The following is a 25820-nucleotide window of genomic DNA, read 5'->3' as shown; positions in this document are numbered from 1 at the left end:
AGCATTCATCCCGGATTCAGGCCGCCAGGAAAGTCCCGCTACGCCATTGCTTCACCAACAGTACACCAAGAGACACACCGCGCATCGCCATAAAACCCAGCATCGCCAGCCATAAAGCATGATTGCCCCAGTCTGAAAACGCAAAAAACAGAACAAAATAGGTCAAGCCGGCCACAAACATACAGTTGCGCATCTCGCGCCCTTTGGTCGCGCCGATAAACACGCCATCCAGCAGAAAACACCACATGGATGTCAGCGGCATGGCGACTAACCAGGGTAAATATTGATACGCGGTCGCCTGTACTGCTGGTATATCGGTAATTAAACCGATCAGGGTTGAACCGCTGTAAGCAAAAACCAGCGTCAGGACGACACAGATGATCACACTCCAGAATGCACTGCCGACCATGGCCGCCTTGAGCTGCTGCTCACTCTTAGCTCCCATCGCTTTACCGACCATGGCTTCCATCGCATAAGCGAAGCCGTCCATACCGTAAGAGATGATCATGACAAAACTCATCAGCACCGCATTAGCGGCCACGGTCTGATCGCCAAATGCGGCCCCCTGAAAGGTCATAAAACTAAAAGCCGCTTGCAGACAGAGTGAACGCAGGAAAATATCGCGGTTCAGGCGCACAAAGCGGCCAAGATCCTGAGTAGAGACACGCAATACCTCCGCTAACGCCGGCAGTTGCTCACGCAGCCAGTAGCGCCACACACACCACAGGCCGAACAACATGCCACTGTAATCTGCGATCACTGACGCCAGCGCCGCCCCCTGCACCTGCCAGCCAAATCCGATCACAAACAGCAGGTCGAGTACAATATTAACCGTGTTGGTGATGATCACCATCCACATCGGTGCGCGTGCATTCTGGGTGCCGAGCAACCAGCCAAGCAGCACATAGTTAGCCAGAGACGCCGGCGCACTCCAGGCACGCACCACAAAGTAGTCCTGAGCGGCCTGCTTAACCTGCTCACTGGCACTACTCAGGCCGAACACCAGCTCAGCCAGATAGCGGTGCCCTAACAAGAACACCAAAGCAAAACCCAGCGCCATCAGCATACCCTGCAGCCACACCCGGGCGAGGTTAAAGCCATTATCGGCCCCCAGCGCCTGAGCCGTCAGACCTGTGGTCGACATCCGCAAAAAACCGAGTAACCAGAAACAGACACTGATAACCGTACTGCCCAGAGCAACACCGCCCAGATACCAGGCATGCTGAAGATGACCGATCACGGCCGCATCGACCAGGCCAAGCAATGGAATGGTAATATTGGAAAGCACCATAGGAATCGCCAGCCACAGCACCTTACGGTGCATGGCCGGATTGGCTAAGATATGAAAAAAAGATTGCACCACTTTACCCTCTGACAATAGAACGCAAAGTGTATCTGAGTTAACCGGCAGCGGCTACGCCAACCGCCCGATTGCGTGCTCAGCCAGGCCAGTTACCCGTGCTTAACGAAATCAATTACCAGCGGAGCGAAGTGACAATCGGAGTAAATCTGTGCTTATAACCGCCCAGCTTACTCACCACCCGCTGCCAGAACTTCCAGCGCCCGCAGTGCTGATCCAGGGGGGAATACAACCGCACGCTGCGTGCCCAGGGTAAACAGTTGAGTACCGCATGGGCGGCATCGCTGAAACCATGCTGATATTGGCCGGCTCCCATGCTCTGCCCCAACCGGCTGGCGGCTTTATCGCCGGCCAGCACCAAACAAGCACTGGCATTAACAAAGTTAAGCCCCAGGGCGCGGATAAAACGCGCAACCTGATCGGCCTGACAATCCAGCAACGCATGTTCACACACTATCAGAATCGGGGCATATTCGGGGACTGGCAGACAATCGAGCCAGGAGAGATCGCTGACACTGCCGCAGTCATGCTGGTAGCGCTCGCTACGGTGAAACAGTTTTTGTCGCCAGAGCAGATTCTCCGTCACATCGAGTTCAATCCAGTGGCAGCGCCCGTTATCCACCCGATAAAAACGGGTGTCCAGGCCGGCACCGACATTGACAATCCAGCCATCAGGATGAGATTGCAGGAAAGCTCGTACCTGCTGATCGCACAATTGGGTCAGCGTGGCATGCAGTAACTGTTTTTGATCGATATCGCCGGATAAACATTCCGGCGCCAGCTGACAGCGCTGACAGGCGGACGCGGCAATCGGGTCATAAACCAGACCATTATCGACCAGGCTCTCACGGCTACGTAACCACAGCGGTTGCATCAGGTTAGCCGGTATCGGGTAGCGTCGTGTTGCAGGGGATTGATTCGGGCGCATTATCATCTTCCTTGTGTGACACAAGAAAGATGATAATGAATATCAATTAGATTGGCAAGTTATTGAGAATAAATCTCAACTAACCTCACATCCAGTCAGTATTGCGGATAATACCGACTGCGATACCTTCGATAGTCATTTCCTGACAGGTGAGGTCGACTTCGATTGGGGCAAACGCTTCGTTTTCTGCGTGCAATAGCACTTTCGCGCCGTTACGCTCAAGACGTTTTACCGTTACATCCTCTTCGACCCGCGCCACCACGACCTGACCATTACGCACGTCCTGAGTTTTATGCACTGCCAGCAGATCACCATCCATAATACCGATGTTCTTCATGCTTTCGCCTTGCACCCGCAGCAGAAAGTCAGCCTGCGGACGGAACATGCCAGGATCGACCTGATAATGAGTCTCTACATGCTCCTGAGCCAGAATCGGTTCACCCGCGGCAACACGGCCAATCAGCGGTAATCCGATTTCATCGGCTTCATCGTTGGCCGCTCCAAGCAGAATACGAATGCCGCGTGAGGCACCCGGAACGATCTCAATCACTTGCTTGCGTGCCAGTGCTTTGAGGTGTTCTTCGGCTGCATTAGCTGAGCGAAAACCCAGTTCACGAGCGATTTCCGCCCGAGTAGGTGGCATTCCGGTTTCTTCGATCTTACTTTTAATCAGATCAAACACTTCTTGTTGGCGTGGCGTTAACGGCTTCATAAGTCACCTGTCTTTTTATACAGTTGACTGTGAGTATATCCAGTAATTGGTGAAATGGAAAGCCAATTGCTTGTTTTTTAGATAAAGCGCTGTTCAGATAAACAGGGCCTCTATCCAGACATAGCCACAGAGCAGCATGGTGATAAATACCGCGGCCGATCCCATGTCTTTGGCGCGTCCCGCCAGTTCATGGTGTTCGGGGCCGATGCGGTCCACCACAGCTTCAATCGCACTGTTGAGCAACTCAACCACCATGACCAATAACACTGTGGCGATCATCAGTACCCGTTCCAGTTGGCTGACATCGAGCCACACCGCAAGCGGAATCAAGACACACGCCAGAATAATCTCTTCACGAAAGGCCGCTTCATTTTTAAACGCGGCCCCAATTCCCTGGTATGAATAGCGACTGGCCTTGAGGATACGTTTTAATCCCTGCGGATTCTTTTTTTGCACTTTATGTTCCTGTTCCCAACATTTCACTCAGAAATGACGTAAATAAGCCCAATTATATTAAAAGGTTTGACCAGTTTCTGGTATTCTTGCAGCTCAAAAAAGACACCGACTGCAACGTATTTTACTGTCTGCGCATCTTGTTTCATTTCAATGAATCACAGCGCGAAGTACAGCTTGATACTCTGGTCATGTATCCATATTTGAGGCTCTGAACCTTATGTCTTCTGGACACTCGTTATCGCGTTCCCTGTTAAAACTGCCGCTCTCGATGCTGGTTAAAGGAACCGCCATTCCATCCAATCCGATTGAGGATCTGGATATAGATATTAACAAGCCGATTGTCTACGCACTACCATTTCGCTCCAATGTCGATTTGCTGACTCTGCAGACCCTCGCACTGAAAGCCGGTTTACCCGATCCGCTGCAGCCGCTGGAGATCAACGGCCAGACCCTGAACCGCTACGTGTTCATCTCATCACGTCCGGCGCTGCTGCAGGATGATAACCACGTGCCGAGCGACTCGATTGATACCTTCTCGGAACTGCTTAAGTTGCACCACAGCGATCAACAACTGGATGTTCAGGTCATTCCGGCCAGTGTATTGTGGGGGCGGAAACCCGGTCAGGAAGGTCGTGAACGCCCTTATCTGCTGGCTCTGAATGGTGCCCAGAAAGCCAAAGCCGTACTCAGCTCAGGCCGCGACTGCCTGCTGCGCTTCAGCCCGGTCGTCTCACTGCGCTATATGGCAGACGAACACGGCACCGACGCGTCGATTGCTCACAAGCTGGCCCGGGTTGCCCGCATTCACTTCTCACGCCAGAAACTGGCGGCCTCAGGCCCTAACCTGCCACAACGTCAGCGGCTGTTTGAGCGCCTGATGGATTCACCGGCGATCGAAAAAGCGATCCATGATGAAGCGGCGGCGAAAAATATTTCGCTGGAAAAAGCGCGTAAAGAAGCCCACGCGATTCTGGATGAAATTGCCGCGGATTTCTCCTACTCACTGGTGAAAAAAGGCGATCGTCTGCTGGGCTGGCTGTGGAATCGCATCTATCAGGGGCTGAATATCAACAACGCCGCGACCGTGCGCCGCCTGGCACAGGACGGGCACGAAATTGTCTATGTCCCTTGTCATCGCAGCCATATGGATTATTTGCTGCTGTCGTACGTGCTCTATCATGAAGGTCTGGTTCCGCCGCACATTGCCGCCGGTATCAACCTCAATTTCTTCCCGGCTGGGCCAATTTTCCGCCGTGGCGGTGCGTTCTTTATCCGCCGCAGCTTTAAAGGCAATAAGCTATATTCAACCATTTTCCGCGAGTATCTGGCCGAGCTGTTCAGTAAAGGCTACTCGGTCGAGTACTTCAGCGAAGGCGGACGCTCGCGTACCGGTCGCCTGCTGCAGGCTAAAACCGGCATGCTGGCGATGACCATTCAGGCCATGCTGCGCGGTCTCAATCGTCCGGTCACTCTGGTTCCGGTCTACATCGGCTACGAACATGTGATGGAAGTAGGCACTTACGCCAAAGAGCTGCGCGGCAAACGCAAAGAGAAAGAGAATGCCAGCCTGGTGCTGCGTACCATCCGCAAACTACGCAATTTCGGCCAGGGTTACGTTAACTTCGGTGAACCGATTCCGCTGAATGCCTTTCTTAATGAACAGGTACCGCAGTGGACCCAGGACATCGACCCCATGGGCAGCAGCAAGCCGCAATGGATGAATCCGGTGGTCAATACGCTGGCCACTAAGATGATGACCCATATCAACGATGCCGCGGCGGCCAATGCCATGACCCTGTGCGCGACGGCACTGCTGGCCTCACGTCAGCGCGCGCTGGCGCGTGACAAGCTGATCAAACAGATTGACTGCTACCTGTCTCTGCTGCGCAATGTGCCCTACTCGGCCACCTTCACCATTCCGGATGAAAGTGCCCAGAGTCTGGTCGAGCATGCTGAGTCACTGGATAAGTTTGTGGTCGAAAGCGATACCATGGGCGACATTGTTTCCCTGGATCGTAACCAGTCGATTTTAATGACCTACTACCGCAATAACATCATTCATCTGCTGGCATTGCCGTCGCTGATTGCGCAGATGCTGATTCGCCAGCAGCAGATGCCGGTCAGCCAGATCAAGACCTGTGTCGCCAAGGTGTATCCGTTTTTGCAACAGGAGCTGTTCCTGAGTATTGCCGCTGATCAGCTGGATGAAAGGGTAGATCAGTATCTGGCCGAGCTGGAAAGCCAGCAGTTACTGACGGTAGAAGATGGGGTTGCAACCATTAATCAGGCTAACACTCAGGTACTGATGCTGCTGGGACGCACCATCTCGGAAACCCTGCAGCGCTATGCGATTGCGCTCAACCTGCTGGTTGCATGCCCGCATCTGGCCAAAGCTGATCTGGAGGCCAAGAGTCAGGAGATCGCACAGCGTCTGGGCCGTCTGCACGGGATCAATGCGCCGGAATTTTTCGACAAAGGTGTGTTTGCCGCGCTGTTTGTCACCCTCAAGCAACAAGGCTATGTCGATGCCGAGGGTAACAACAATCAGGAGCAGATTCGTCATCTGTCACGTATGGTCAATGCGATGCTGCACTCTGAAGTACGCTTAACTATTTCGGAAAGTATCTGTCAGGCAGAGTAACGACGCAGCAGCCGTCCTATTCACCCCTTCCCGCCCCCTGTTCCCATACAGGACAGAGGGGACGGGAACAGGGTATAAAAAAGGCATCCGCATGGATGCCTTTTTTATCGGGTTACATCAGTGAAATAAAGATCGCGACCGCTATCGCCATGCCGACATAGTTGTTGTTGAGGAACGCCTGAAAGCACGGCATCCGCTCACGGTGGCGAATCAAACGCTGCTGGTAAGCAAACAGCCCACTGGCAATCAAAACGCCCCAGTAGTAGCTGCCACCCAGTTGCTCACTGATCCCCAACGCAATCAGCATAGCGACGGTCAGCAGTTGCAATACCCCGATAATCAGCTTGTCAAAACGACCAAACAAAATAGCGGTCGACTTAATTCCGATCAGCAGATCATCATCGCGATCCACCATGGCGTACTGAGTATCATAAGCCACCGTCCACAGCAGATTAATAACAAACACAAACCACACCACAGGTGGCAGTTCATTCGCCTGCGCGGCCCAAGCCATCGGAATCGACCAACTGAAAGCCAGCCCCAAAAAGAACTGCGGTAAATGGGTATAACGCTTCATAAACGGATAGATGAAAGCCAGCACCAGCCCGGCAAACGAGAGCTTAATCGTCAGCGGATTCATGGTCAGAACCAGCAGAAACGAGAGCACAGACAGGGAAATGAACAGGATCATCGCCTCCCGGGCGGTCACTTTGCCGGATGGCAACGGACGCGAGGCGGTACGTTTAACGTGTCCGTCTACCTTACGGTCAGCAAAATCATTGATCACACAGCCAGCCGAGCGCATCGCAAATACTCCGATAACAAACACCAGCAATACGTTCCAATCCGGCATACCGCGCGCGGCCAGAATCAGTGCCCAAATCGTCGGCCACATCAGCAGCAATGAGCCAATCGGACGATCCATACGCATTAACTGCCACAATGCGCGGGCTTTTTCTGCATTCATTTACACTCTCTCCTTGGAGTAAATCGGTGAATCGGGCAAAAACAGTTCTGCCACTAACATGGGTTTATGCTGCATCCATAAACGGGAGCGGCGCGCGAGTAATTTACCACGGGATGTCTCGGCCCATCCGACCTGCAAAGCATCTCGTTTCACAGTTTCACAACTGAATATCGTCTCGCCGAGCGGAGTATCGCCCTGCTGCTGCCAGTCACGTTGCTGCATGGAGGAAAGTGGAATTAACGTACTGCCCAGAGCCCATGGCACCGCATCGCCCTGTAACACCACCTGACGCAGCAGACACTGCTCTTCACTCAAGAGCTGCACTTCATCGGCATGCAACTCAGCGGCAGCAGTAAACTGGTTGTGGAGTAATTTGACGCTGAAATGCTCACAGTGTGCTGCCATCAGATGTGACAACGAGCCCAGCTCAAGTAACCAGGTTTTGGCATTCTCGTCAGGATAAGTAAATTGTTCAGGCTGTTGCCAGCTGACCTGGCGCAATGCGGCCAGATAAAACGCAGTTGTTTGATTCATACTAGTATTCAATATGACGCTTATTCGTCATACAATAGAGATCGAATGCAAGCTCATTCCCAAACCAGTCCGACCCTATGCAGCATTTGTTGTCTAATGATGCGCTATTGTAACAAGAGTCTGGCGCTTCGAGTATCAGGAACAGAAGAAAGAACAGGCACAAATATGCTTAAACGTTACCTAGTCCACGCCATACTGGCCGCCAGCCTTGTCTTACCTGGTGCAGTTTATGCCAGTGATGAAGAGGCGCCCAAACTGGCTTACTTCACGCTTGAGCCGGATCTGACCACCAACTTTTTTACTCAGGGTAAAAAGCTCGGCTATATCCAGGTACGCATCGATATTATGGTGGCCAACAGTGCCGACCTGCCGCTGGTTGAACGCCATCAGCCGCTGATCCGCGACGCGGTCGTCGAGCTGCTGGGTAAACAGAGTGAAGACACGATTAAATCTCTGGCGGGACGCGAAGATCTGCGTAAAACCCTGGTCGACGACCTCAACAGTGTGCTGCTACCGGAAACCGGTCGCAAGCTGATCGCTGATCTGCTGTTCACTAAGTATATTTATCAGTAATCCGGGCGGCAGCTCAGGCATCCGCACCTTTAGATTGCAAACGTCCGGCATCATGTAAACCAAGAATGACGCCGGTAACCAGGCCTGCCAGATGGGCAGAATTAGCGATAGCCATAAAAGGCTGTACGAAGCCCAGCACCAGCCAGACCAGCATAAAGCCGATCAGCGCTTTGGGCATCGTCAGTCCGAGATGCGGCGCCCGTACGCTCAGCATCCAAAGATAGCCGACCAATGCGTACACCACTCCGGACAAACCACCGAAGTTCGCCCCCTCCACCCAGTATTGCCCGGCTCCGGACAGGGCCGCCGACAGCAGAAATATCTGCACTAGCTTGCCACTGCCGAGCCGCTTTTCAATGTCACCACCCAGTTGCCACCACCACAGCAGGTTAAAGGCAATGTGCAGTACCGAGAAATGCAGCAATGCATGACTGAACCAGCGCCAGAGCTGCCACTGCTGTCCGCCGTGAGCAGGAAAGTGCAGTGCCGCAAAGATCTGATTTCCCATTCCCAGCAGTGACAGCGCGAAAATCGCAGCACACAACAGCATGGTACCTAAAGTAACCGGACCGGCTTTAGAGCGCAGCATGGTGAGCATGCTAGGCGAGCGATAAACAAAGCGGGACTGGCGTGATTCGGCCAGCGCCCAGGATGCCGCCTGATATTTACTGTGATTGGGGTTGTGCAGGAAATGTTGCAGTTCTGCTTCCGCCTCTATCAGGTGCTGTTCATCTGTCAGCCACAGCGCAAACTGGCCTCCCTCCTCTGGCATCATCTGAATATCAATGTGGCGCGATGCCATGTAATCAATAAAAGCCTGCGCCATGCGCGGATTGTTCAGGGAGATCAGTTTAATCATAAATCAGCTCGCTTCGATAGGAAGGTTAGCCCGGTGCCAGGCCTCAAAACCGCCGTCTACACTATACACCTGTTCGAATCCCTGGTTAACCAGGTATTGAGCCGCGCCCTGACTGCTGATGCCGTGATAGCACATCACTAAGACAGGTTCATCAAACTCGGTCTGATCCATAAAGGCAACGATAGTGTCGTTGGTCAGGTGATAGGCATCTTTGGCATGCGCGACGGCAAATGACTGGGGATCACGAATGTCCAGAAGCTTGGCATTGTGTTGTTCGATCAGCGCCTGGGCGCCAGCAACGTCGATGTGCTGAAATTGGTCCATGTTAAGTTCTCTGTTGAGCATTATTTACCGGCACACATTGTAACCTATCCAGTGCTCAACAAGTACACGACACCAGTAAGGTTATCCACCAGTGATCAAATATTCGTCATTTGTGGATAATTCTGTGGATTGCGTTGATAAAGTGGTTTGAGAAAGTTCGATCCACAACATCTTGTGATGATCCTTATTTTTCTGTGTGTAAAGATAAACATATCCCCAAATATAAAACAGCGTTCAGGCCTTGATTTACCCTGCTTGATGACAGTCAGTAAATAATTTTGTCACAGAGTTATCCACAAGGTAAGTAAACCAAGGCGATCTTACTTTTCGATCAGGCATAAAAAAACCGAGATCCGGAGATCTCGGTTTTGACTGTCAGGCCGTCGTGAGGTTTAGAACTCACCCACGGCGTCTTTAAGCTTTTTCATCGCATTCTTTTCCAGCTGGCGGATACGTTCGGCAGAAACGTTATACATTTCTGCCAGCTCCTGCAGCGTGGCTTTCTGATCGTCCAGCCAGCGCGAGCGCACAATGTGCTGGCTGCGCTCATCAAGGGTCGACATCGCCTGTGTCAGGCGTTGCGTGGTGTGGGCTTCCCAGTTCTGCGCTTCGACATTGTCAGCCAGATCCGACTGCTTGTCCTCAAGATACAACACCGGCGCAGTGTAAGCATTCGGATTGTCATCATCATCAGCGGACATTTCAAACGTGGCATCTTGTGCCGCCAGACGGGATTCCATCTCACGCACTTCAGCCGGATCGACACCCAGCTCTTTAGCTACTGTTTCGACTTCGCCGTTATTAAACCAGCCAAGGCGTTTTTTCGACTTACGTAAATTGAAGAACAACTTACGCTGCGCTTTGGTGGTGGCAATTTTGACGATACGCCAGTTACGCAGGACGTATTCGTGAATTTCCGCTTTAATCCAGTGCACCGCAAAGGAGACCAGTCTGACGCCCATTTCCGGGTTAAAGCGTTTAACCGCTTTCATCAGGCCGATATTACCTTCCTGTACCAGGTCTGCCATTGGCAGACCATAACCGGAGTAGCCGCGAGCAACATGAACAACAAAGCGAAGATGCGACAGGATCAGCCCTTTCGCCGCTTCGATCTCACCGGAGTAGTGTAAACGCTCAGCCATTTCACGCTCTTCGTCAGCCGTCAGCATTGGATAGCTGTTTACGGAACGAATGTAGCTGTCTAAGCTGTCCTGTGAAACGAGAGCCATTGGATACGCTTGGTTAGTCATTCAAATCCTCATCAATCTCTGATCTGGAATACAGTTTAACCCGTCAATATTGAACTCAAAATGAACAAGGATCAAGGGTCGATTGGTCATTATGCACAAACTGCCGAGAGTGACAAGTGACTCCCCCAGGGTGACAAAACAACTTTGCAGTAATATGACCGCCGGCAATTAAACTGGTTCAATCTCGCGTAAATGGCGACGCGCAGATACCCGCGCAGCCACACAACCGAGCAGTGTACCCAGCATCAGCAGCAGCAAAGATTCATCCCAGCTCAGGCCGATCAGACGAAAACGACTGTCATACAGACGGGCTAACTCTTCCACCGCACCATTGAGTAAAATGGTGATCAGCGCCGTCATCAGCCAGGCGGTCATTGCACCGAGGAAACCGAACCACATCCCGGAATACAGATAAGGACGCAAGATATAGCTGTCGGTCGCACCAATCAGCTTCATGGTCTGGATTTCATCTTTATTGGCCTGGACATTAAAGCGCAGCGTGTTGCCGACGATGAGAAATACCGAAGCCAGCATCAGCAGCGACAAGCAAACCACGACGATCGTGGTCAGATTCCGAATCGCATCCAGACGGGTCAGCCAGTCTTCATCCAGACGAACATCGGTCACGTCTTCTTCACCATGCAGTGAACGGGCAATCGCCGTAATGCGCGCTTTGTCTTCTACCGCCGGGGTAATCACCAGCACACCAGGCAGCGCATATTCATCCAGCAGGCTGATCGCCTGATCGAATCCGGCATACTGGCTGAGCTCATCCAGCCCTTGCTGTGAAGAGATATAATCAACCTTGGCCACATCAGTACGGCTTTCCACCTGATCTTTGAGCACCATGATGCGCGCTTCCGGCGTGCTCTCACGTAAATAGATACTGATTTGTGACGGACTGGCAACGTTATCCGCCACCGACGCGATGTTCTTGCTGAGTAAATAGAGGCTGGCCGGCAGCGCTAATGCCATTGAGATCACTGCCAGGGTAAGCAGATTACCAAGCGGACGCTGCCATAACGCCGAAAACGAGGCTTTGGCCTGTTTACGATGTACCGTAAAAAAGCTATCGGTTTTGGCGCGTTTCTTATCCCGTCCGACCGCAGGCTTGCGCGCATTAGCAGTGTTACCCTTTGGCTTAATGGCCATAATCTTCTACCTCGCTCAAAAAGCCCTGGTTAAGCTCCAGATGACGATACTGAGGCCGGGAATTGACCAGATTAATATCGTGCGTCGCCAACAGAATCGTCACTCCGGCGCGGTTGAACTCTTCGAACAGACGCAGGATACGGTTGGATAGCTCCGGATCCAGGTTACCGGTTGGCTCATCAGCCAGCAGTAAGGTCGGACGGTTAACCACCGCTCGGGCAATGCCCACCCGCTGCTGTTCACCACCGGACAGCTGAGTCGGCAGGCTGCGAGCTTTATCCAGCAGGCCGGTTTTATCCAGCGCCGCATTAACCCGGCGTTTAATCTCACTTTCCGCGATCGATTCTATCCGCATCGGCAGCGCCACGTTTTCATAGACACTGCGATCCATCAGCAAACGATGCTCCTGAAACACAATACCGATATTGCGGCGCAGGAAAGGAATGTCTTTGCTGGGAATACGGGTAATATCGTGTCCGTTGAAACTGATTTTGCCGTCATTCGGCCGCTCAATCGCACAAATCAGCTTGAGCAGCGTGCTTTTCCCCGCTCCGGAATGTCCACCGAGAAAGGCCATTTCGCCCCGGCGCAAATGAAAATCGACTTTCTGCAGCGCCTGACGTCCGCCACGGTAGGCTTTACTTACTTGTTGAAACTTAATCACGCATCCTTCCCCTGTGAATACAGAGCGCAGTGCCAGTAACACGGGCGCTGCGCTCCATTCGGTTTACTCTTCGCGGCTGAACAGCGCGTCAATAAATTCCTGGCTGGCAAACGGACGTAAATCGTCGATGCCCTCGCCCACACCAATGTAGCGGATCGGGATCTGGAACTGATCCGCAAGCGCAAAGATCACACCACCTTTCGCTGTGCCATCCAGTTTGGTCAGAGTAATCCCGGTCAATGGTGCCACGTCACTGAACAGTTTGGCCTGGCTGATCGCGTTCTGGCCGGTACCAGCATCCAGCGTCAGCATGATTTCATGCGGTGCCGACTCATCAATCTTCTTCATCACGCGGACAATCTTACGCAGCTCTTCCATCAGATTGGCTTTGTTCTGCAGACGCCCGGCCGTATCAGCAATCACCACATCAACACCGCGCGCTTTGGCCGCTTCAATCGCATCGTAGATAACCGACGCACTGTCGGCACCCGTATGCTGCGCAATCACCGGCACATTGTTACGCTGACCCCAGACCTGCAGCTGCTCAACCGCAGCAGCGCGGAAAGTATCGCCGGCAGCCAGCATGACTTTCTTGCCTTCTGACTGAAACTGTTTGGCCAGCTTACCAATGGTGGTGGTTTTACCCACGCCATTTACACCGACCATCAGGATCACGTACGGCGTTTTTGAACTGTCGACTTGCAGCGGCTGCTCAACCTGAGACAGGATTTCACCCATCTCTTCTTTCAGCAGTCCGTACAGGGCTTCACCATCACGCAGCTGCTGACGGGTCGATTTCTCGGTCAGGTTCTGGATGATCTTCAAGGTGGTGTCCATACCGACATCGGCCACCAGCAGTTGCTCTTCCAGCTCTTCAAACAGATCGTCGTCAATCTTCTTGCCTTTAAACAGACCGAAGAAACCTGCACCTATGTTGGCTTTGGTGCGGCTCAGACTGCGTTTCAGGCGGGCGAAAAAGCTTTCGGTCGGCTTTTCTTGTTCAACCACAGCCGGTTGTACAATCTCAGGTTCAGGTTCAATCTCAGGTTCAATCTCTTGCTCAGCCGGCAGCTCAGATGTTTCTTCTGCGTCTGCTTCTGCTTCTGCTTCTGCTTCTGCTCGCGTAGCCTGTGGCTCTTGCGGCGGCTCTTCAACCTCCGGCTGGGATGGCTCTACATCGGGTTGCTGCTCAAGTTCGTTTTCGGTTGCTGGTTTCTGCCCTGGTTCTTCATCACCAAAGCCAAGCCATGACAGTAAGCCACGCTTCTTCTTTTCCGTCATCTGGGGTTATCCTGGATTTATTTAACAAATCATACCTAAGTCATCTCACGCACCACCTGTGCGCCAGGCCAGGCAAGGTCACTTGGGTATACTGAGCTGAGACTACTAATTTGCTCTTTTCGGCAAAGAAAAGTGACAAAGCAGTGAAAACTTTTACGCTTGCTTGCTACACTTTGCCCTGATTCTGAGAGCCAATCCTCTGTGATGCCAGTAAAAACGCATACAGACTGGCTATAGTAACACTTAATTCGCGGTCAAAAAATCTATGCCAAGACGTCGTCAGCAAAACCCATCACAAAAACAGGCCCCAAGTGGTCAAGTGCGAATCATCAGCGGCCTGTGGCGCGGGAGAAAACTTCCGGTCCATGACGCAGAAGGCCTGCGCCCGACCACAGACAGGGTCAAAGAAACCCTGTTTAACTGGCTGGCTCAGGACATCCCTCATGCCAAATGTCTCGACCTGTTTGCCGGTTCGGGCGGACTGGGGTTTGAATCTGCCTCACGTCAGGCCGACAAAGTCACCATGCTGGAGATGAATAGCCAGGCGTTTAGCCAGCTCAAAACCAACATCGCCAGCCTGAAAGCGACCAACATTGAAGCGATTCACACCGACTCACTGGCCTTTTTGCGTCAGAGCGGCCGGGCCTATGATGTGGTGTTTATCGATCCGCCGTTCCGTCAAGGTTTGTTACAAGAAAGCGTGGCATTACTGGAGCAAAATGGATGGCTTGCCGACAACGCGATGATTTATATTGAGTGTGAAAAAGAGTTAGCGATGGCGGATCTGCCGCCCAACTGGGAACTGTACCGGGAAAAAACCGCCGGCCAGGTCTGCTACCGCCTGTTTGAAAGGACGAATGCATGAAAATCTTACTGACGCTGGCCAAAATGGCCATCGGCTTTGTCTGGCTGATTCTGCTGATCAACATCGTGATGCCGTTTCCGGGCAAAGCTGCCATTGCCCTGTACATCATGACGGCTTTCCTGCTGATGATGCATGGCCTGCAAGCGCTGATCTTTATCGGAGCCTTCGGCGACAAGATCAACATGAGCCGCGGAGAAAAATGGTCAATCCTGGTGTTTGGCATTTTCGCCCTGCTCGATATTCGCCGCAAACACATGATGTAAAAAAACCGCCGTCAGGCGGTTTTTTTATGCTTACATTTCCATGTAGCTTTTGATGCCGTTGAGGAACATCTGAGTCGACACCATCACCAGCAGTAACCCCATCAGGCGTTCCACCGCTTTGAGGCCGCGCTCGCCCAATACCCGGTGGAAGAATCCGTAGAACATCAGGACCAGAAACGTCCCGGACCAGGCAATCAGCACCGCGGCAGACAGCTCCATCAACTGATGCGGATACTGAGTCGACAGCAGCAGCAGCGCCGCAATCACCGACGGACCAGCAATCATAGGGATTGCCATAGGAACAATGAACGGCTCTTCCCCGGCAGCCAGGCCGGTAATACTGCCCGCGCTGGGAAAAATCATTTTTATCGCAATGATAAACAGGATCACGCCACCGGAAATACTCAGCGTTTCCGGTTCGACATGCAGAAAAGTGAGGATGGATTTGCCGGCAAACAGGAACAGCATCAGAATCACCAACGCAAACAGCAATTCACGAATCAATACAATGCGGCGGCGTTTGGGTTCGAGGTGTTTAAGAATAGACAAAACAACGGGTAAATTGCCCAGCGGATCCATGATCAAAAACAGCATGGTTGCAGCCGATAGAATTTCCATAACACCTCAATCAATCGAAAATTTTGCGCAGTATATCAGCGCCGCTTATCGATTTCGATGCATATCGGGGTCAATCTAATCCCGAACCAGGATTAATGCTGACAAATACGCGCCGGGTTGAAATACCACACTCCATCGGTCACCAACACTTTTTGCTGCTGCTGAAAAAAGAACAGTAAGCTGTCGAGATCAAAACCACTGCGTTTACAGGTTCGAAACTGAGCCTGGGCGCCAAATGCGCGTAACGCCGCGGCACGCAATTCCGGTTCGGTCATTGGCTGCTGTTTGATTAACTCCAGCACTTTATGGGCGTGAATCTCTGTACTCATGGTGTCTCTCATCGTCATCAGTAAAGCCTTAACTTTAACTCGCCCGGCGAGAGAGTACTTTGATTTGGCTCAGGGCAACAGCAGCACAGAGACGACAATCAGCGCCTGGGACAGCAGGCAGGTCAGCGAAACCAGAGGCTGGCCGCCGGGCAACATCCGGCGATAGGTATTAATGGCCAGTAGCACGGCAGAAGCCGCCATGGTCAGACTGGCTAACACCCCGACCAGGGAGGCTAAAGTATGTGTAGTCAGCCAGATTTGTCCGCCCGCCCAGATCAGCTGCAGTAACGTCAGCCCCATCAGACTGACCGGCACAATTCGTCGCTCCAGTTGCGGCAGAACAAGAAAGAATCCGACAATCGCTGCCGCGATCAGCAACGCAGGCAGCCACCACACCATTGCTGCGCTATTCTGCACCCAGAAAGCTGCGCTGTAGCACAGCTGAGCGAGAAGAAAAGCAATAAAGCTGGCTCGTGGTTTCGCTGCCATCAGACGCAAACCATCGGCCGCCACAGCCGCAGCCAAACCGGTCACGACCCAGGCCAGAGGCGTATTCAACCCTGAATACTGCTCGAGAGTAATCAATAACAGCAAGGTCAGACTTAGCATTCTCAGCAGTAAAGCATGCTTTAATTTGTTGTTTTCCAATGCAGAAATACGAATAACCCCCCGTTAACACCCAGCCTCCTGACGCTGCATGCCAGACCTGATTTTCATTCTGCCGCCAAGTGTAGGCATGTCAGAGTTGATGTCCAGAAGCGAACCACAAAAGTTCGATCTTGATAGCGATTCACATCACGCTGCCAGCAGGGTTACGCAACCACTCACGGGGAGCTGTCTAGTTATCGTTCAACAAGCGCGAGAAAACCGAGCCAGCCACCTCCAGATAATAAAAACATTGTTTTAAACCTCGAAATAAAACCAATAACAGCCAAATACTCATAGATATAAAGAAAAAATAAACAAACATTAAAATAAAAAACAATGAGTTATATTAAAAAACAAGATTAAAAGCTGTTACACCAAACCAGACTAACTTTTTTATCAGTTCACCAACTTGATGACAACAAATCACTGGACAAACCAGAATCAAATGAGATTAACTCTCATCAGATAAAATATTATTCTTATAAAATGATAATTAGCTAAAATTTTACAAGCACCACACCCCTAACCAGCAAAAACATGACAAAGTCATATTAACACCCATATCAATGAAATATTAAAACCAATAAAAACATATATTTAAATAAAAACTTGCACAACCAACACCCACATCGATTAATTGATGAACGCACCAAAACAACACATAAAACTCACCATTTATGGGCAGTATTTGCGAACAAGATTGGTAATTTTAAGATGTTTATACAAATGGTATTGATCAAGCCGACAAACTAGTGTTATTCTGATTACACAAGATGAGACAACGGCGAAAGGAGCAGTGTTATGATTTCTTCATCTCAAAAACAGGGATTAGTAATGATCGCAGTAATCATTGGTTTGATGACACTGCCGATGATGTACTGATCATCTGAACAGAAACAAAAAAGGACGCGCAAGCGTCCTTTTTTCATTGTAAAAACAAGCCGTTTGATTGCAAAAAGCAATATAGCGGATAAGCGTTCAGCGCAAATGCTGTGACAGCTCCTCCCAGTGGATGTAATACACCACCAACGCGGCCAGAGTCATCAGCATCATCAGCATCAATGCCACGCGCCAGATAAAACGCCCGCTGCGCGGAGTCAGTTCTTTTTCACACTCGCGACATACCGCAAGAAATGCTTTGCGATCTTGCAACTGAAACCCAGCCTCGCCATCGGCTTTGTCCTCCACCGTGGCAACATAACGTAATTTGACAATCACGTCGTGCGGCAAACGTTCTTCACAACTGCTGATCAACTGATGTAACCCATCACCATGAGCATGGTATTGCTGACGCAACAGCTCCTCAAGTTTACGCGTACGTACTACAACCTGTTCAACATCGGACATCAGTAACTCCCTTACTCCATCGATAGCGGCAGGACGTGCTGCGGCTGACAATCCCGTTAAGTTATAGATAAGGCGGGCTTACCCGCACTTCCAGCTTCATCTGCATTCCTGATAAGGAAATGTGACGCCAGGCGTAAAATGTCGTCACATTCCACCATTCAGGGCAGTAACCAACGGGTCTTGGCACTGCGTGATAACAACCAGCTCAGTGCTAGAGATGCAGCCCCGGCAACCACTACCCACAGCGGGATCACCCAACCCGGATGCCCCTGATGCCAACCAAATGCCTTCATTGGCCACAAAAACAGCGGATGGAGCAGATAGATCCCCAGGCTGTGCTGGCTGATAAAGCCCACCACGCGCTGTGCTCCGGCGGAGAGCCGGTCAGCATAAGCCCGGCACAGAATAAAGATCATGCTGGCCGCGAGTATGGTATTGAGGGTTTTATACGAGAACCAACGCCAAATCGTATAAGCCTGATAGTGCAGGCTTTCAGAAATCACGGTCGACACCGTCATATACAATGCCGCAACACCGAGCACCACAGCCCCCAGCACGACATAGCGATTGATCGGCAGCTTTTTATACAGCAGGTAACCGAGTGGCAGATAGCCACTGTATAACCAGTACTGATTACTCCATGCACCATCGAAACCATACAGGAACAGCACTGAGGTAAACATCCACACCGCGACCAGCGCATAAATGGCCACATCATCAACGCGTTTCACCAGCCACTGTAACAATGGAATCAGCAGATACAGCGGGATGAAATAATAGAAGAAGCCCAAATGGTAGTAGGTTTCATGCTGCGGGCTGTGTTGCAACACCTCCCAGGCCGTACTGCCATCAAAACCGGTCGCACTCCAGCCCGATAACCAGGCATAGAACAGCGACCAGATCAAAAACGGAACCAGCACTTTTCCTAAACGACGCCGTACATAGTAACTAAGCTCAAAAGGTCGGGCATCACTCAGCAACAAGGCACCGGAGATCAAAATAAACACCGGAACAGCCCAACGGGTCATGCCGTTAACACTGATCGCCGTCGCCCACTGTGAAAACGGAATCTCACCCAGTTCAAAGCGATAAGGCGCCAGAACATGAATCGCGATTACCGCCGCTGCGGCCACGCAGCGCAATAAATCGAAAAAAATCACTCGTTTGGTCATACGCAATGCTCTTCATAAATTAAGCCACCACTATAAAACGAATGACCCGCCAATTGTAAGCCTGGTGTTGTTTCTCGGTTAAGTGATGAAAAGAGCACTCAGTCAATAGCCTGTACCTATTGCAACGATGCACACAACCGGTTGTTCTTTTCGCCACCAGAGCGGTACTCTTTTTCCAACGGTGTCACAGACATCCCATGCATTTAACCAGACGAGGTAAGCGTTATGACGACGACTCTTATTGGCCTGAATAACACCCAAAGTCAGCAACTGGCGCAGGCGCTCAATCACCTGCTGGCCAACTACCAGGTGTTCTACATGAATACCCGCGGTTATCACTGGAATATCAAGGGTAAAGAGTTCTTTGAACTGCACGCTAAATTTGAAGAGATTTACAGCGACCTGCAGGTCAAGATCGATGAACTGGCAGAACGGGTACTGACCCTCGGCTCACAGCCGATGCACAGTTTCAGCGACTACCTGGCCGCGAGTGATATTCGCGAACACACTAATGCGACAGATGGTGTCAGCACGATGACGGGTCTGGTCGCAGGCTTTTCCAGCCTTATCAGCCAGCAACGCCATGTGTTAGCGCTGGCGGCGGAAAACGAAGACGAAGGGACAGCGGCGCTGATGAGTGACTATATCCGCGAGCAGGAAAAACTACTCTGGATGCTTAACGCCTGGCTACAGTAATCACGTCCGATAACGCACCGGCACCACTCACCGCCTCAGGCAGGCAGTGAGGTGACGATTAAGGCTGGCCACCCTGCTCAAGCCCAAGACACCCAAAGACGGGTGGCCAGTCGCCTGATATGGCCTGAACAACCTATGTTTGCCGCCAGAACCTATGTTTGCCGCCCGAAAGTCAGGCAGTCCCTTTACCTTGGTACTGCCTGACTAGCTTTTGGATCATGGTAACCCTAAAACCCGATTAACGACTTGTCGCCACCTGCTCAATGTACGCTCGCTGCTGTGCACTTGAAAAGGCAGCGGGGCGTAGCGCCTGAATGTCACTGATACACTGTGTCAGCGGCCAACCACAATCGAGTAAGACATGCGCCGCCAGCAGTCCGGTGCGGCCGGAGCCTCCCATACAGTGCAACGCCACTTTATTGCCTCGTTTGAGTGCAGCACGCAGCTGCACGCTCACCGTCGGCCAATGTTCAGTAAACAACGCGCTGGGCACACTGTTGTCTTCAATCGGCAAATGGATCCAGCCCAGCCCTAAACCCTGCGCGGTCTGACCCAGCGATTCGACCTGTTTTGCGGTCATTTCTTCACGGGTTATCGCACTGACGATCACGGTCACACCACTTTGTTTAAGCTGTTTCAGGCTATCTAATAAGGTGACCTGCCGGGTGCCCGGGCACGGCATCAGCACCAACGCCGCCTTTTCCACCGCCAGCTCCCAGATTGGATGGGTCATACTCGCCCCTCCGCAAACGGCGCCAACACGCCATATCCCGACTGTGCGAGCGGGGGCTTTTTCCCTGTCTGGTTCATTATTGTTCTCCCTAACCTTACCAACGACTTATTATTCTAAACTGATTAACAGCAAGGACGCTCCGCCATATCCTGCAGCCGTTCACTGTCTCGTACATATTGCTGCTGCAGATTGTCGGCCTGCTGCAAACCGTCAATCACTGTCTGCAACCAGGCTGGCAGCGCCGGTGACAAACGGTAAAACACCCATTGTCCCTGACGTTCATCCAGCAGAACCCCACTTTGCCGCAACTGAGCCAGGTGGCGGGAAATTTTAGGCTGACTTTCCTGCAGCGCATAAGTCAGTTCACAGACGCACAAGCGCCGCTCACGTGCGATCAGCAACAGGCAGCGCAGACGGGTCTCATCGGCCAGCAGTTTAAAAAATTGGTGCGGTAGCATCACTCACCTCAAATACATGCGAATATCCGCATATCCTAAGTATAAAAAAACACGCGTCAATGCGCGTCACCTGCTCATCACAAAAAATTCATTTAATCGGAACGGTGGAGGGCATGACTGGCGTGCCGCGATCAACGGGCCTACGCTCTCTGCTCCACCCCGGATTGTATAGCCATTGCATTTCCTCGCAACTCGCTTATTCTAACCGCAGTAAAACCTGTTTCCGCCCACCAACCAGAAGATGTAACTGAGCAAGTGTTATGGCCTCAACCTATACGCAAGAGTCAAACTTTGAGTATGCAATCCACCACCCTGTCGCTGATTTATGGCAAACACGCAATGAAGGTTACTACCGCTCGTTTGATAACACCCGACTCTTCTGGTGTTCACTGACCGATCCCGCACACGATAAAGTGATTGTCGTCGTAAATGGGCGTATCGAGTCAGCCTGGAAGTATCAGGAGCTGTTTTATGATCTGTTTCAGCTGGGTTACGACATTTATGCCTATGACCATCGTGGCCAGGGGCTGTCGGACCGCCTGATTGAAGAGCGGGAAATGGGCTTTGTCGGCGAGTTTGATGACTATGTGCAGGATTTGTCCGGATTAGTGGCCATGTGGGATCTGCGCCGTTACCAGCAGCGTTTTCTGTTGGGGCATTCAATGGGGGGCGCCGTGGTTACCCGCTACGTCCAGACGCATCCCCATCATGATTTCAGTGCCATGGCACTGAGTGCTCCGATGTTTGGTGTCAGCATGCCGTGGCAACTGCGCCCGGTCGCCATGCCGCTGACCCAGTTCATGACCGCTCTCTACCGTAAGCCGACTTATGCGCCGGGCTACAGCGCCTACTATGCGAAACCTTTTGAAATCAACCCGCTGACCCAAAGTGAGGTACGCTATCGCTGGTTTCGCGAGCTGTACGAACAAAAACCCGAACTTAAGCTGGGCGGCCCGAGCACACGCTGGGTATGGCAGGGTCTGATGGCCGCCAAACAGTGTATCCAGCTGACGCGGCAGATCCGCATCCCGACCTTAGTACTGCAAGCCGAAGCAGACACGATTGTCAGCAATGCAGCCCAGGTCCGTTTTATCACCAAACTGGCGCGCACCAATCCGGCCAGCAGCATTGAGGTCATCGCCGGAGCCCGGCATGAAGTGCTGTTTGAACGAGACCCGTATCGCAATCAGGCTCTCGATGCCATGCTGGCTCATTTCGCCAAAGCCGAACAGACACACGCTGGTTAGCAGCGACAGGAGCGGACAAATAGAGGAAATTTTGTCCGCTTAGTTTTACCCTCTTTTTCCTCTTTCGCATCGCGTAAACTGGATGACCAGAAGCGCGCACCGTCTTCGACCTGTTTCCACTGTGATCAAGAGAGTTATATGACTACTGAACGTAATCCATCCCCGTTTCGCATCGTCGCTTCCGATCTGGATGGCACGCTGCTGGCACCGAACCACCAGCTGAGCCCGTTTGCCAAGCAGACCCTGCAACAGCTTCATCAGCAAGGCTACACGTTCATTTTTGCCACTGGTCGTCACCACATTGATGTCGCTGGAATCCGCGAGATCGCCGGTATCCCGGCCTACATGATTACTTCGAACGGTGCCCGGGTTCACGACCAGGACAACCGTGAAATGTACAGCAAGAATGTCCCGCCGCAGCGGGTGCAGGCGATCATCAACCTGGTGAAAAACGAGCCGGGACTGTATATCCACCTGTACCGCAACGATGACTGGCTGCTGAGTCGTGAGAATGAACTGCTGCGTCAGTTCCACGAAGAATCGGGCTTTGCGTCGCAACAGTTTGATGCCGATAACGCACCGACCGACGGCATTGCCAAAATCTTCTTCACCCATGAAGAACGCGATCATGAACTGCTGACTCGATTCGAAACACTCATCAATCAGCAATTTGGTGATGAGCTCAATGTAGCTTTTTCAACGCCTTGGTGTCTGGAAGTGATGTCTGCCGGTGTGTCTAAGGGCCATGCACTGCAGGCAGTGGCTGAATCTCTGGGGCTGACCCTGGACCACTGCATCGCATTCGGCGACGGTATGAATGATGCCGAAATGCTGGCCATGGCAGGCAAAGGTCTGGTGATGGGTACGGCGCATGAAAAAGTCTTCCGCGCTCTGCCTGACAATGAAGTGATTGGCAGCCATGCCGATGATGCCGTGGCGCACTACCTGCAGCAGCATCTGCTGTAACCACGGCCGCTGAACCCAAGGCGGTATGACCCGCGACCAGTTATTCCACATCAACAGGCAGCCCGGGCTGCCTGTTTTGCTTTAACGGCGTCGCTTAACCGGGTCATTCCTGGGGGGGAAATGTCTATTTGGGCCAGGCCTCTTTGGTTAAAATCGCCTGCCACTCAGACTCACTGACCGGCATCACCGATAAGCGATTACCACGCTTAACCAGCGGTAATTCGCTCAGTTCAGGCATCGCCTTAAGCACGGCCAGTGAGATAAGGCGCTCGGTTTTACGCACAAACTCAATATCCACCATCACCCAGCGCGGGTTATCTGGTGAAGATTTGGGGTCAAAACCGTCACTCTCCGGGTCAAATGCAAAATGGTCCGGATACGCTTCACGCACCACTCTGGCTATCCCGACCACGCCGACATTCTTGCACGATGAATGATAAATCAGCACCAAATCACCGATTTTAACCTCATCACGCAACATATTCCGTGCCTGGTAATTGCGCACACCGTCCCAGCAGGAAACCTTTTGTGTCCGCAGAGTGTCAATAGAAAACGTGTCTGGTTCTGTTTTGAATAGCCAGTATGCCATAATGAAATCCGTTTAATGTTCTGTCACAAGGAAGATATAACATGAAGGCGCTGACAATCCCAGCCGCAATCCTGACCGCCGCCCTGCTGCAAGCCTGTGCCGGCACACCTTCCGGCCAACCGGCTGACAAGCCGGCACCGCAGGCCAGCCTGACCCGGCCCGACTCTATTCATCCGCAGCGTTTTGTGCTGCGCGGCCAGGTCGTACTCGGTCATCAGGTGCGCTCCTTCACCCCGTGCGGCAGCCAGCAGCAACTGTGGCTTGATCTACCCGAGGAGATGAGTCAGCAAGCCATGGCGCTCAATCAGTCGCCGTATCAGATCATGTATGGGGAAATGATTGGTTACCTGGCGCCCCCCAGCCAGACCGGTTACAACGGCGATTACACCGCGCGCTTTGTCGTGCAGCAGATAAACCGCCTCAGTGCAGAAAACCCGGATCGCTGCGATTTGGTCTCCACCCCGACCCGCGCCTTCGGCACGGAACCTTTCTGGTCGATGAGTTTCAGCAGCCAGGGGCTAACCTTCCAGCCTGTCGGCGGAGAAAAACAGACCTTTACGATTGAAGAGCGTGATATCAGCGAACAAGTCCGTCATTACCAGTTTGACGGCGGTGAGCTCAGTCTGACCCGGGGCACCTGTTCAGATAATATGAGCGATACCCTGTATAGCTGGCAGGCCGAACTGGAACTGAACGGCGGTGAGTACCGTGGCTGCGCTACCCTTGGCAACCAGGATGCCACACTGGGCTGGACCGGCACCTATTTTGCCAGCGCGACACACAGTAACGGATTCAGTGTGACACTCAACCTCAATGGCGACCACAGCGCCACCACGCGCTACCACTACTCTGACGGCAGTGCCGATACGGTTGAAAGCGGCTACTGGCAGCAACTGAGCGGCCAGCAGGTCCAGGTCGTGATGACCCGCCACCAGCAGCAGTATCTGTTGTCACAACGGATTTTCACCCGCGAAGGGAACCGTCTCACCGCCACCCATGAACAAGTCGGTAGTCTGGTTTATCCGATCAACGATGGCGGCCTGGTGCTGTACTCCGCAGATAACGCTTCACTGCGATCCGATAAGCAGGTCATTGACCACACTACGCAACTGGTATCCAGTGACCGCTTTGAAGAGGACGTCGACCAGGCCGTAAGACGCTACTTCGCCCTGCATGACACCGCGACCGAAGGCAGTCACTATCGCTGGCTGAAATACGACTTAAACGGTGATGCCAAGCCCGAACTGCTGGTTCAGCTGGACTGGTGCGGCTCCGGCGGTTGTACCCTGCTGGTATTTGAGTACCAACAGCAGGAATGGCGTTTTAACAGCCGTATTACCCTGATCAATACCCCGTTCCAGGTCGCCGACAGCAGTTCTCATGGCTGGCAAGATCTATTGCTGCCGGTGCGCGGCGGCGGCGCTAACGCCGCAGTACACCGCCTGCAGTACAATGGCATCAGCTATCCGCTCAACCCGAGTGCCGCCCAGCCGGCCAACAGCAAAGACAGCAGCAGTGTCACCCTGTTTGCTGACGGTCTGTCGCCACATCAGTCCGGTGTGGCGTTGTGAGCGGTGCCTGCACCAACTGCGGACTGCGGCATCAATGTCTCTGCGATCGCATTCCGCAACTGCGCAGCCAGTTGCATTTATCACTGCTGATGCACGAGAGTGAGTACCAGCGTGATACCAATACCGGACGTTGGTTACGAGCGGCCGTCCCCGGCTGCCAGGACTTTGGCTGGAGCCGGGTCGAACCTTCGTCCGGCCTGCAGCAAAGAATCGCTGATCCGAACCTGTATTCAGTGCTGGTTTACCCGGATGAACAGAGTCTGAGCCCGCAGCAGGTATTGCATCAGGCGCGCCGCGCCGCACAGCAGCCCCACTTTATTGTGCTGGACGGCACCTGGCAGGAAGCGAAAAAAATGGTGCGGAAAAGTCCGTGGCTGGACACTCTGCCGCGCATGCAGCTGATGCCGCAGCAGCAGTCGGCTTATCAGCTGCGTCGCAATCAAAGTGACGGACATCTGTGTACACTGGAAGTGGGCTGTGAGTTGCTGCAGCTGCTGGATGAAGCGGACAATGCCGCTCAGCTGATGCGCTTTTTCACTGAGTTTATGCAGGTGTTTCAGGCCGACAAAAGCGGCCACCGCTGGTCAGGCGGCGGGAATTAATCCAGGGTTGCATCG

At 52.5% G+C, this 25820-nt stretch carries 29 protein-coding genes; 9 read left to right on the top strand and 20 right to left on the bottom strand.

What is annotated here, in order from left to right; all coding sequences use genetic code 11:
- Positions 1–16 precede the first annotated feature (16 nt).
- The 4 genes from dinF to E6C74_RS17545 all read right to left on the bottom strand — a co-directional run bounded on the left by dinF (position 17) and on the right by E6C74_RS17545 (position 3456).
- Positions 17–1324 carry an MATE family efflux transporter DinF gene (gene dinF / locus E6C74_RS17565; RefSeq protein WP_136487363.1) on the bottom strand — a complete coding sequence of 436 codons (1308 nt, stop codon included), beginning with the start codon at positions 1322–1324 and terminating at the stop codon, positions 17–19.
- A gap of 151 nt (positions 1325–1475) precedes the next feature.
- Entirely contained in the window at positions 1476–2294 is an 819-nt protein-coding gene (locus tag E6C74_RS17560; protein WP_168797052.1) for a class I SAM-dependent methyltransferase, read from the bottom strand.
- A gap of 79 nt (positions 2295–2373) precedes the next feature.
- A complete protein-coding gene (gene lexA, locus E6C74_RS17555) occupies positions 2374–3000 on the bottom strand; it encodes a transcriptional repressor LexA (RefSeq protein WP_136487350.1) in 627 nt (208 codons plus the stop codon).
- Positions 3001–3093: 93 nt separating this feature from the next.
- Positions 3094–3456, bottom strand: coding sequence for a diacylglycerol kinase (locus E6C74_RS17545; RefSeq protein WP_136487349.1), 363 nt, complete (start codon positions 3454–3456; stop codon positions 3094–3096).
- A 217-nt stretch (positions 3457–3673) separates the two neighbouring features.
- Here E6C74_RS17545 and plsB point away from each other — a divergent pair, with 217 nt between their 5' ends.
- Positions 3674–6097 (top strand): glycerol-3-phosphate 1-O-acyltransferase PlsB, encoded by a 2424-nt coding sequence (plsB, locus tag E6C74_RS17540; RefSeq protein ID WP_136487348.1) that lies wholly within the window; start codon positions 3674–3676, stop codon positions 6095–6097.
- A gap of 112 nt (positions 6098–6209) precedes the next feature.
- Here the strand turns inward: plsB and ubiA are convergent, their stop codons facing one another.
- Together ubiA and E6C74_RS17530 are read right to left on the bottom strand one after the other, a co-directional pair.
- Positions 6210–7064: a 4-hydroxybenzoate octaprenyltransferase gene (gene ubiA, locus E6C74_RS17535; protein WP_136487347.1), complete on the bottom strand. Its 855-nt coding sequence runs from the start codon at positions 7062–7064 to the stop codon at positions 6210–6212.
- On the bottom strand, positions 7065–7598 hold the full coding sequence (locus E6C74_RS17530; protein WP_136487346.1) for a chorismate lyase: 534 nt from the start codon (positions 7596–7598) through the stop codon (positions 7065–7067).
- A 165-nt stretch (positions 7599–7763) separates the two neighbouring features.
- Here E6C74_RS17530 and E6C74_RS17525 point away from each other — a divergent pair, with 165 nt between their 5' ends.
- Positions 7764–8171 (top strand): flagellar basal body-associated protein FliL, encoded by a 408-nt coding sequence (locus tag E6C74_RS17525; RefSeq protein WP_136487345.1) that lies wholly within the window; start codon positions 7764–7766, stop codon positions 8169–8171.
- 13 nt (positions 8172–8184) lie between these two features.
- On the opposite strand, the gene glpG is transcribed toward E6C74_RS17525, so the two are convergent.
- From glpG to ftsY, 6 genes are all read right to left on the bottom strand, one after another.
- Positions 8185–9030: a rhomboid family intramembrane serine protease GlpG gene (glpG, locus tag E6C74_RS17520; RefSeq protein WP_136487344.1), complete on the bottom strand. Its 846-nt coding sequence runs from the start codon at positions 9028–9030 to the stop codon at positions 8185–8187.
- Between the two features lie 3 nt (positions 9031–9033).
- Positions 9034–9354 (bottom strand): thiosulfate sulfurtransferase GlpE, encoded by a 321-nt coding sequence (gene glpE / locus E6C74_RS17515; protein ID WP_136487343.1) that lies wholly within the window; start codon positions 9352–9354, stop codon positions 9034–9036.
- A gap of 392 nt (positions 9355–9746) precedes the next feature.
- The gene (gene rpoH / locus E6C74_RS17505; protein WP_136487342.1) at positions 9747–10604 is read right to left on the bottom strand and encodes an RNA polymerase sigma factor RpoH; all 858 of its coding nucleotides are present in this window, start codon (positions 10602–10604) and stop codon (positions 9747–9749) included.
- 168 nt (positions 10605–10772) lie between these two features.
- Positions 10773–11756 (bottom strand): permease-like cell division protein FtsX, encoded by a 984-nt coding sequence (ftsX, locus tag E6C74_RS17500; RefSeq protein ID WP_136487341.1) that lies wholly within the window; start codon positions 11754–11756, stop codon positions 10773–10775.
- Positions 11746–12420, bottom strand: coding sequence for a cell division ATP-binding protein FtsE (gene ftsE / locus E6C74_RS17495; RefSeq protein WP_136487340.1), 675 nt, complete (start codon positions 12418–12420; stop codon positions 11746–11748). The genes ftsX and ftsE overlap by 11 nt, the downstream gene beginning before the upstream one ends.
- A 63-nt stretch (positions 12421–12483) precedes the next feature.
- Complete coding sequence (gene ftsY, locus E6C74_RS17490; RefSeq protein ID WP_136487339.1) at positions 12484–13701, bottom strand: signal recognition particle-docking protein FtsY; 1218 nt, start codon at positions 13699–13701, stop codon at positions 12484–12486.
- A gap of 265 nt (positions 13702–13966) precedes the next feature.
- On the opposite strand from ftsY, the gene rsmD reads away from it, so the two are divergent.
- Positions 13967–14566, top strand: a complete 600-nt coding sequence (rsmD, locus tag E6C74_RS17485) for a 16S rRNA (guanine(966)-N(2))-methyltransferase RsmD (RefSeq protein WP_136487338.1) — start codon at positions 13967–13969, stop codon at positions 14564–14566.
- On the top strand, positions 14563–14829 hold the full coding sequence (locus tag E6C74_RS17480) for a DUF1145 domain-containing protein (RefSeq protein WP_136487337.1): 267 nt from the start codon (positions 14563–14565) through the stop codon (positions 14827–14829). Before rsmD ends, E6C74_RS17480 begins: the two co-directional genes overlap by 4 nt.
- Positions 14830–14859: 30 nt before the next feature.
- Here E6C74_RS17480 and E6C74_RS17475 read toward each other — a convergent pair whose 3' ends face one another.
- The 5 genes from E6C74_RS17475 to E6C74_RS17450 form a co-directional block, all read right to left on the bottom strand.
- The gene (locus E6C74_RS17475) at positions 14860–15447 is read right to left on the bottom strand and encodes a YhgN family NAAT transporter (RefSeq protein ID WP_136487336.1); all 588 of its coding nucleotides are present in this window, start codon (positions 15445–15447) and stop codon (positions 14860–14862) included.
- A gap of 92 nt (positions 15448–15539) precedes the next feature.
- Entirely contained in the window at positions 15540–15776 is a 237-nt protein-coding gene (locus E6C74_RS17470; RefSeq protein ID WP_136487335.1) for a YecH family metal-binding protein, read from the bottom strand.
- 69 nt (positions 15777–15845) lie between these two features.
- The gene (locus tag E6C74_RS17465; RefSeq protein WP_136487361.1) at positions 15846–16385 is read right to left on the bottom strand and encodes a lysoplasmalogenase; all 540 of its coding nucleotides are present in this window, start codon (positions 16383–16385) and stop codon (positions 15846–15848) included.
- 1017 nt (positions 16386–17402) lie between these two features.
- On the bottom strand, positions 17403–17771 hold the full coding sequence (locus E6C74_RS17455) for a DUF4145 domain-containing protein (RefSeq protein ID WP_136487334.1): 369 nt from the start codon (positions 17769–17771) through the stop codon (positions 17403–17405).
- Between the two features lie 158 nt (positions 17772–17929).
- The gene (locus E6C74_RS17450; RefSeq protein ID WP_136487333.1) at positions 17930–18943 is read right to left on the bottom strand and encodes an acyltransferase family protein; all 1014 of its coding nucleotides are present in this window, start codon (positions 18941–18943) and stop codon (positions 17930–17932) included.
- 225 nt (positions 18944–19168) lie between these two features.
- Here E6C74_RS17450 and E6C74_RS17445 point away from each other — a divergent pair, with 225 nt between their 5' ends.
- Positions 19169–19639 (top strand): Dps family protein, encoded by a 471-nt coding sequence (locus E6C74_RS17445; RefSeq protein ID WP_136487332.1) that lies wholly within the window; start codon positions 19169–19171, stop codon positions 19637–19639.
- Positions 19640–19877: 238 nt separating this feature from the next.
- On the opposite strand, the gene E6C74_RS17440 is transcribed toward E6C74_RS17445, so the two are convergent.
- Positions 19878–20372, bottom strand: a complete 495-nt coding sequence (locus tag E6C74_RS17440; protein ID WP_136487331.1) for a dual specificity protein phosphatase family protein — start codon at positions 20370–20372, stop codon at positions 19878–19880.
- Positions 20373–20494: 122 nt separating this feature from the next.
- Complete coding sequence (locus tag E6C74_RS17435) at positions 20495–20830, bottom strand: metalloregulator ArsR/SmtB family transcription factor (RefSeq protein ID WP_136487330.1); 336 nt, start codon at positions 20828–20830, stop codon at positions 20495–20497.
- A gap of 260 nt (positions 20831–21090) precedes the next feature.
- Here E6C74_RS17435 and E6C74_RS17430 point away from each other — a divergent pair, with 260 nt between their 5' ends.
- Together E6C74_RS17430 and E6C74_RS17425 are read left to right on the top strand one after the other, a co-directional pair.
- Positions 21091–22077: an alpha/beta fold hydrolase gene (locus E6C74_RS17430; protein ID WP_136487329.1), complete on the top strand. Its 987-nt coding sequence runs from the start codon at positions 21091–21093 to the stop codon at positions 22075–22077.
- A 138-nt stretch (positions 22078–22215) separates the two neighbouring features.
- Positions 22216–23043, top strand: coding sequence for a Cof-type HAD-IIB family hydrolase (locus E6C74_RS17425; protein WP_136487328.1), 828 nt, complete (start codon positions 22216–22218; stop codon positions 23041–23043).
- Positions 23044–23167: 124 nt separating this feature from the next.
- Here the strand turns inward: E6C74_RS17425 and E6C74_RS17420 are convergent, their stop codons facing one another.
- Positions 23168–23632, bottom strand: coding sequence for an EVE domain-containing protein (locus E6C74_RS17420; protein WP_136487327.1), 465 nt, complete (start codon positions 23630–23632; stop codon positions 23168–23170).
- Positions 23633–23673: 41 nt separating this feature from the next.
- Between E6C74_RS17420 and E6C74_RS17415 the strand changes: the two genes are divergently transcribed.
- Both E6C74_RS17415 and E6C74_RS17410 read left to right on the top strand, forming a co-directional pair.
- Positions 23674–25203, top strand: coding sequence for a hypothetical protein (locus E6C74_RS17415; RefSeq protein WP_136487326.1), 1530 nt, complete (start codon positions 23674–23676; stop codon positions 25201–25203).
- Positions 25200–25805: a DTW domain-containing protein gene (locus tag E6C74_RS17410; RefSeq protein WP_136487325.1), complete on the top strand. Its 606-nt coding sequence runs from the start codon at positions 25200–25202 to the stop codon at positions 25803–25805. The genes E6C74_RS17415 and E6C74_RS17410 overlap by 4 nt, the downstream gene beginning before the upstream one ends.
- Positions 25806–25820 lie beyond the last annotated feature (15 nt).

Source organism: Vibrio sp. H11 (assembly GCF_004804295.1).
Classification (GTDB): Bacteria; Pseudomonadota; Gammaproteobacteria; order Enterobacterales; family Vibrionaceae; genus Vibrio; species Vibrio ostreae.
Note: the sequence above shows the minus strand (reverse complement) of the source record. Positions and strands in the feature narration are given on the sequence as shown.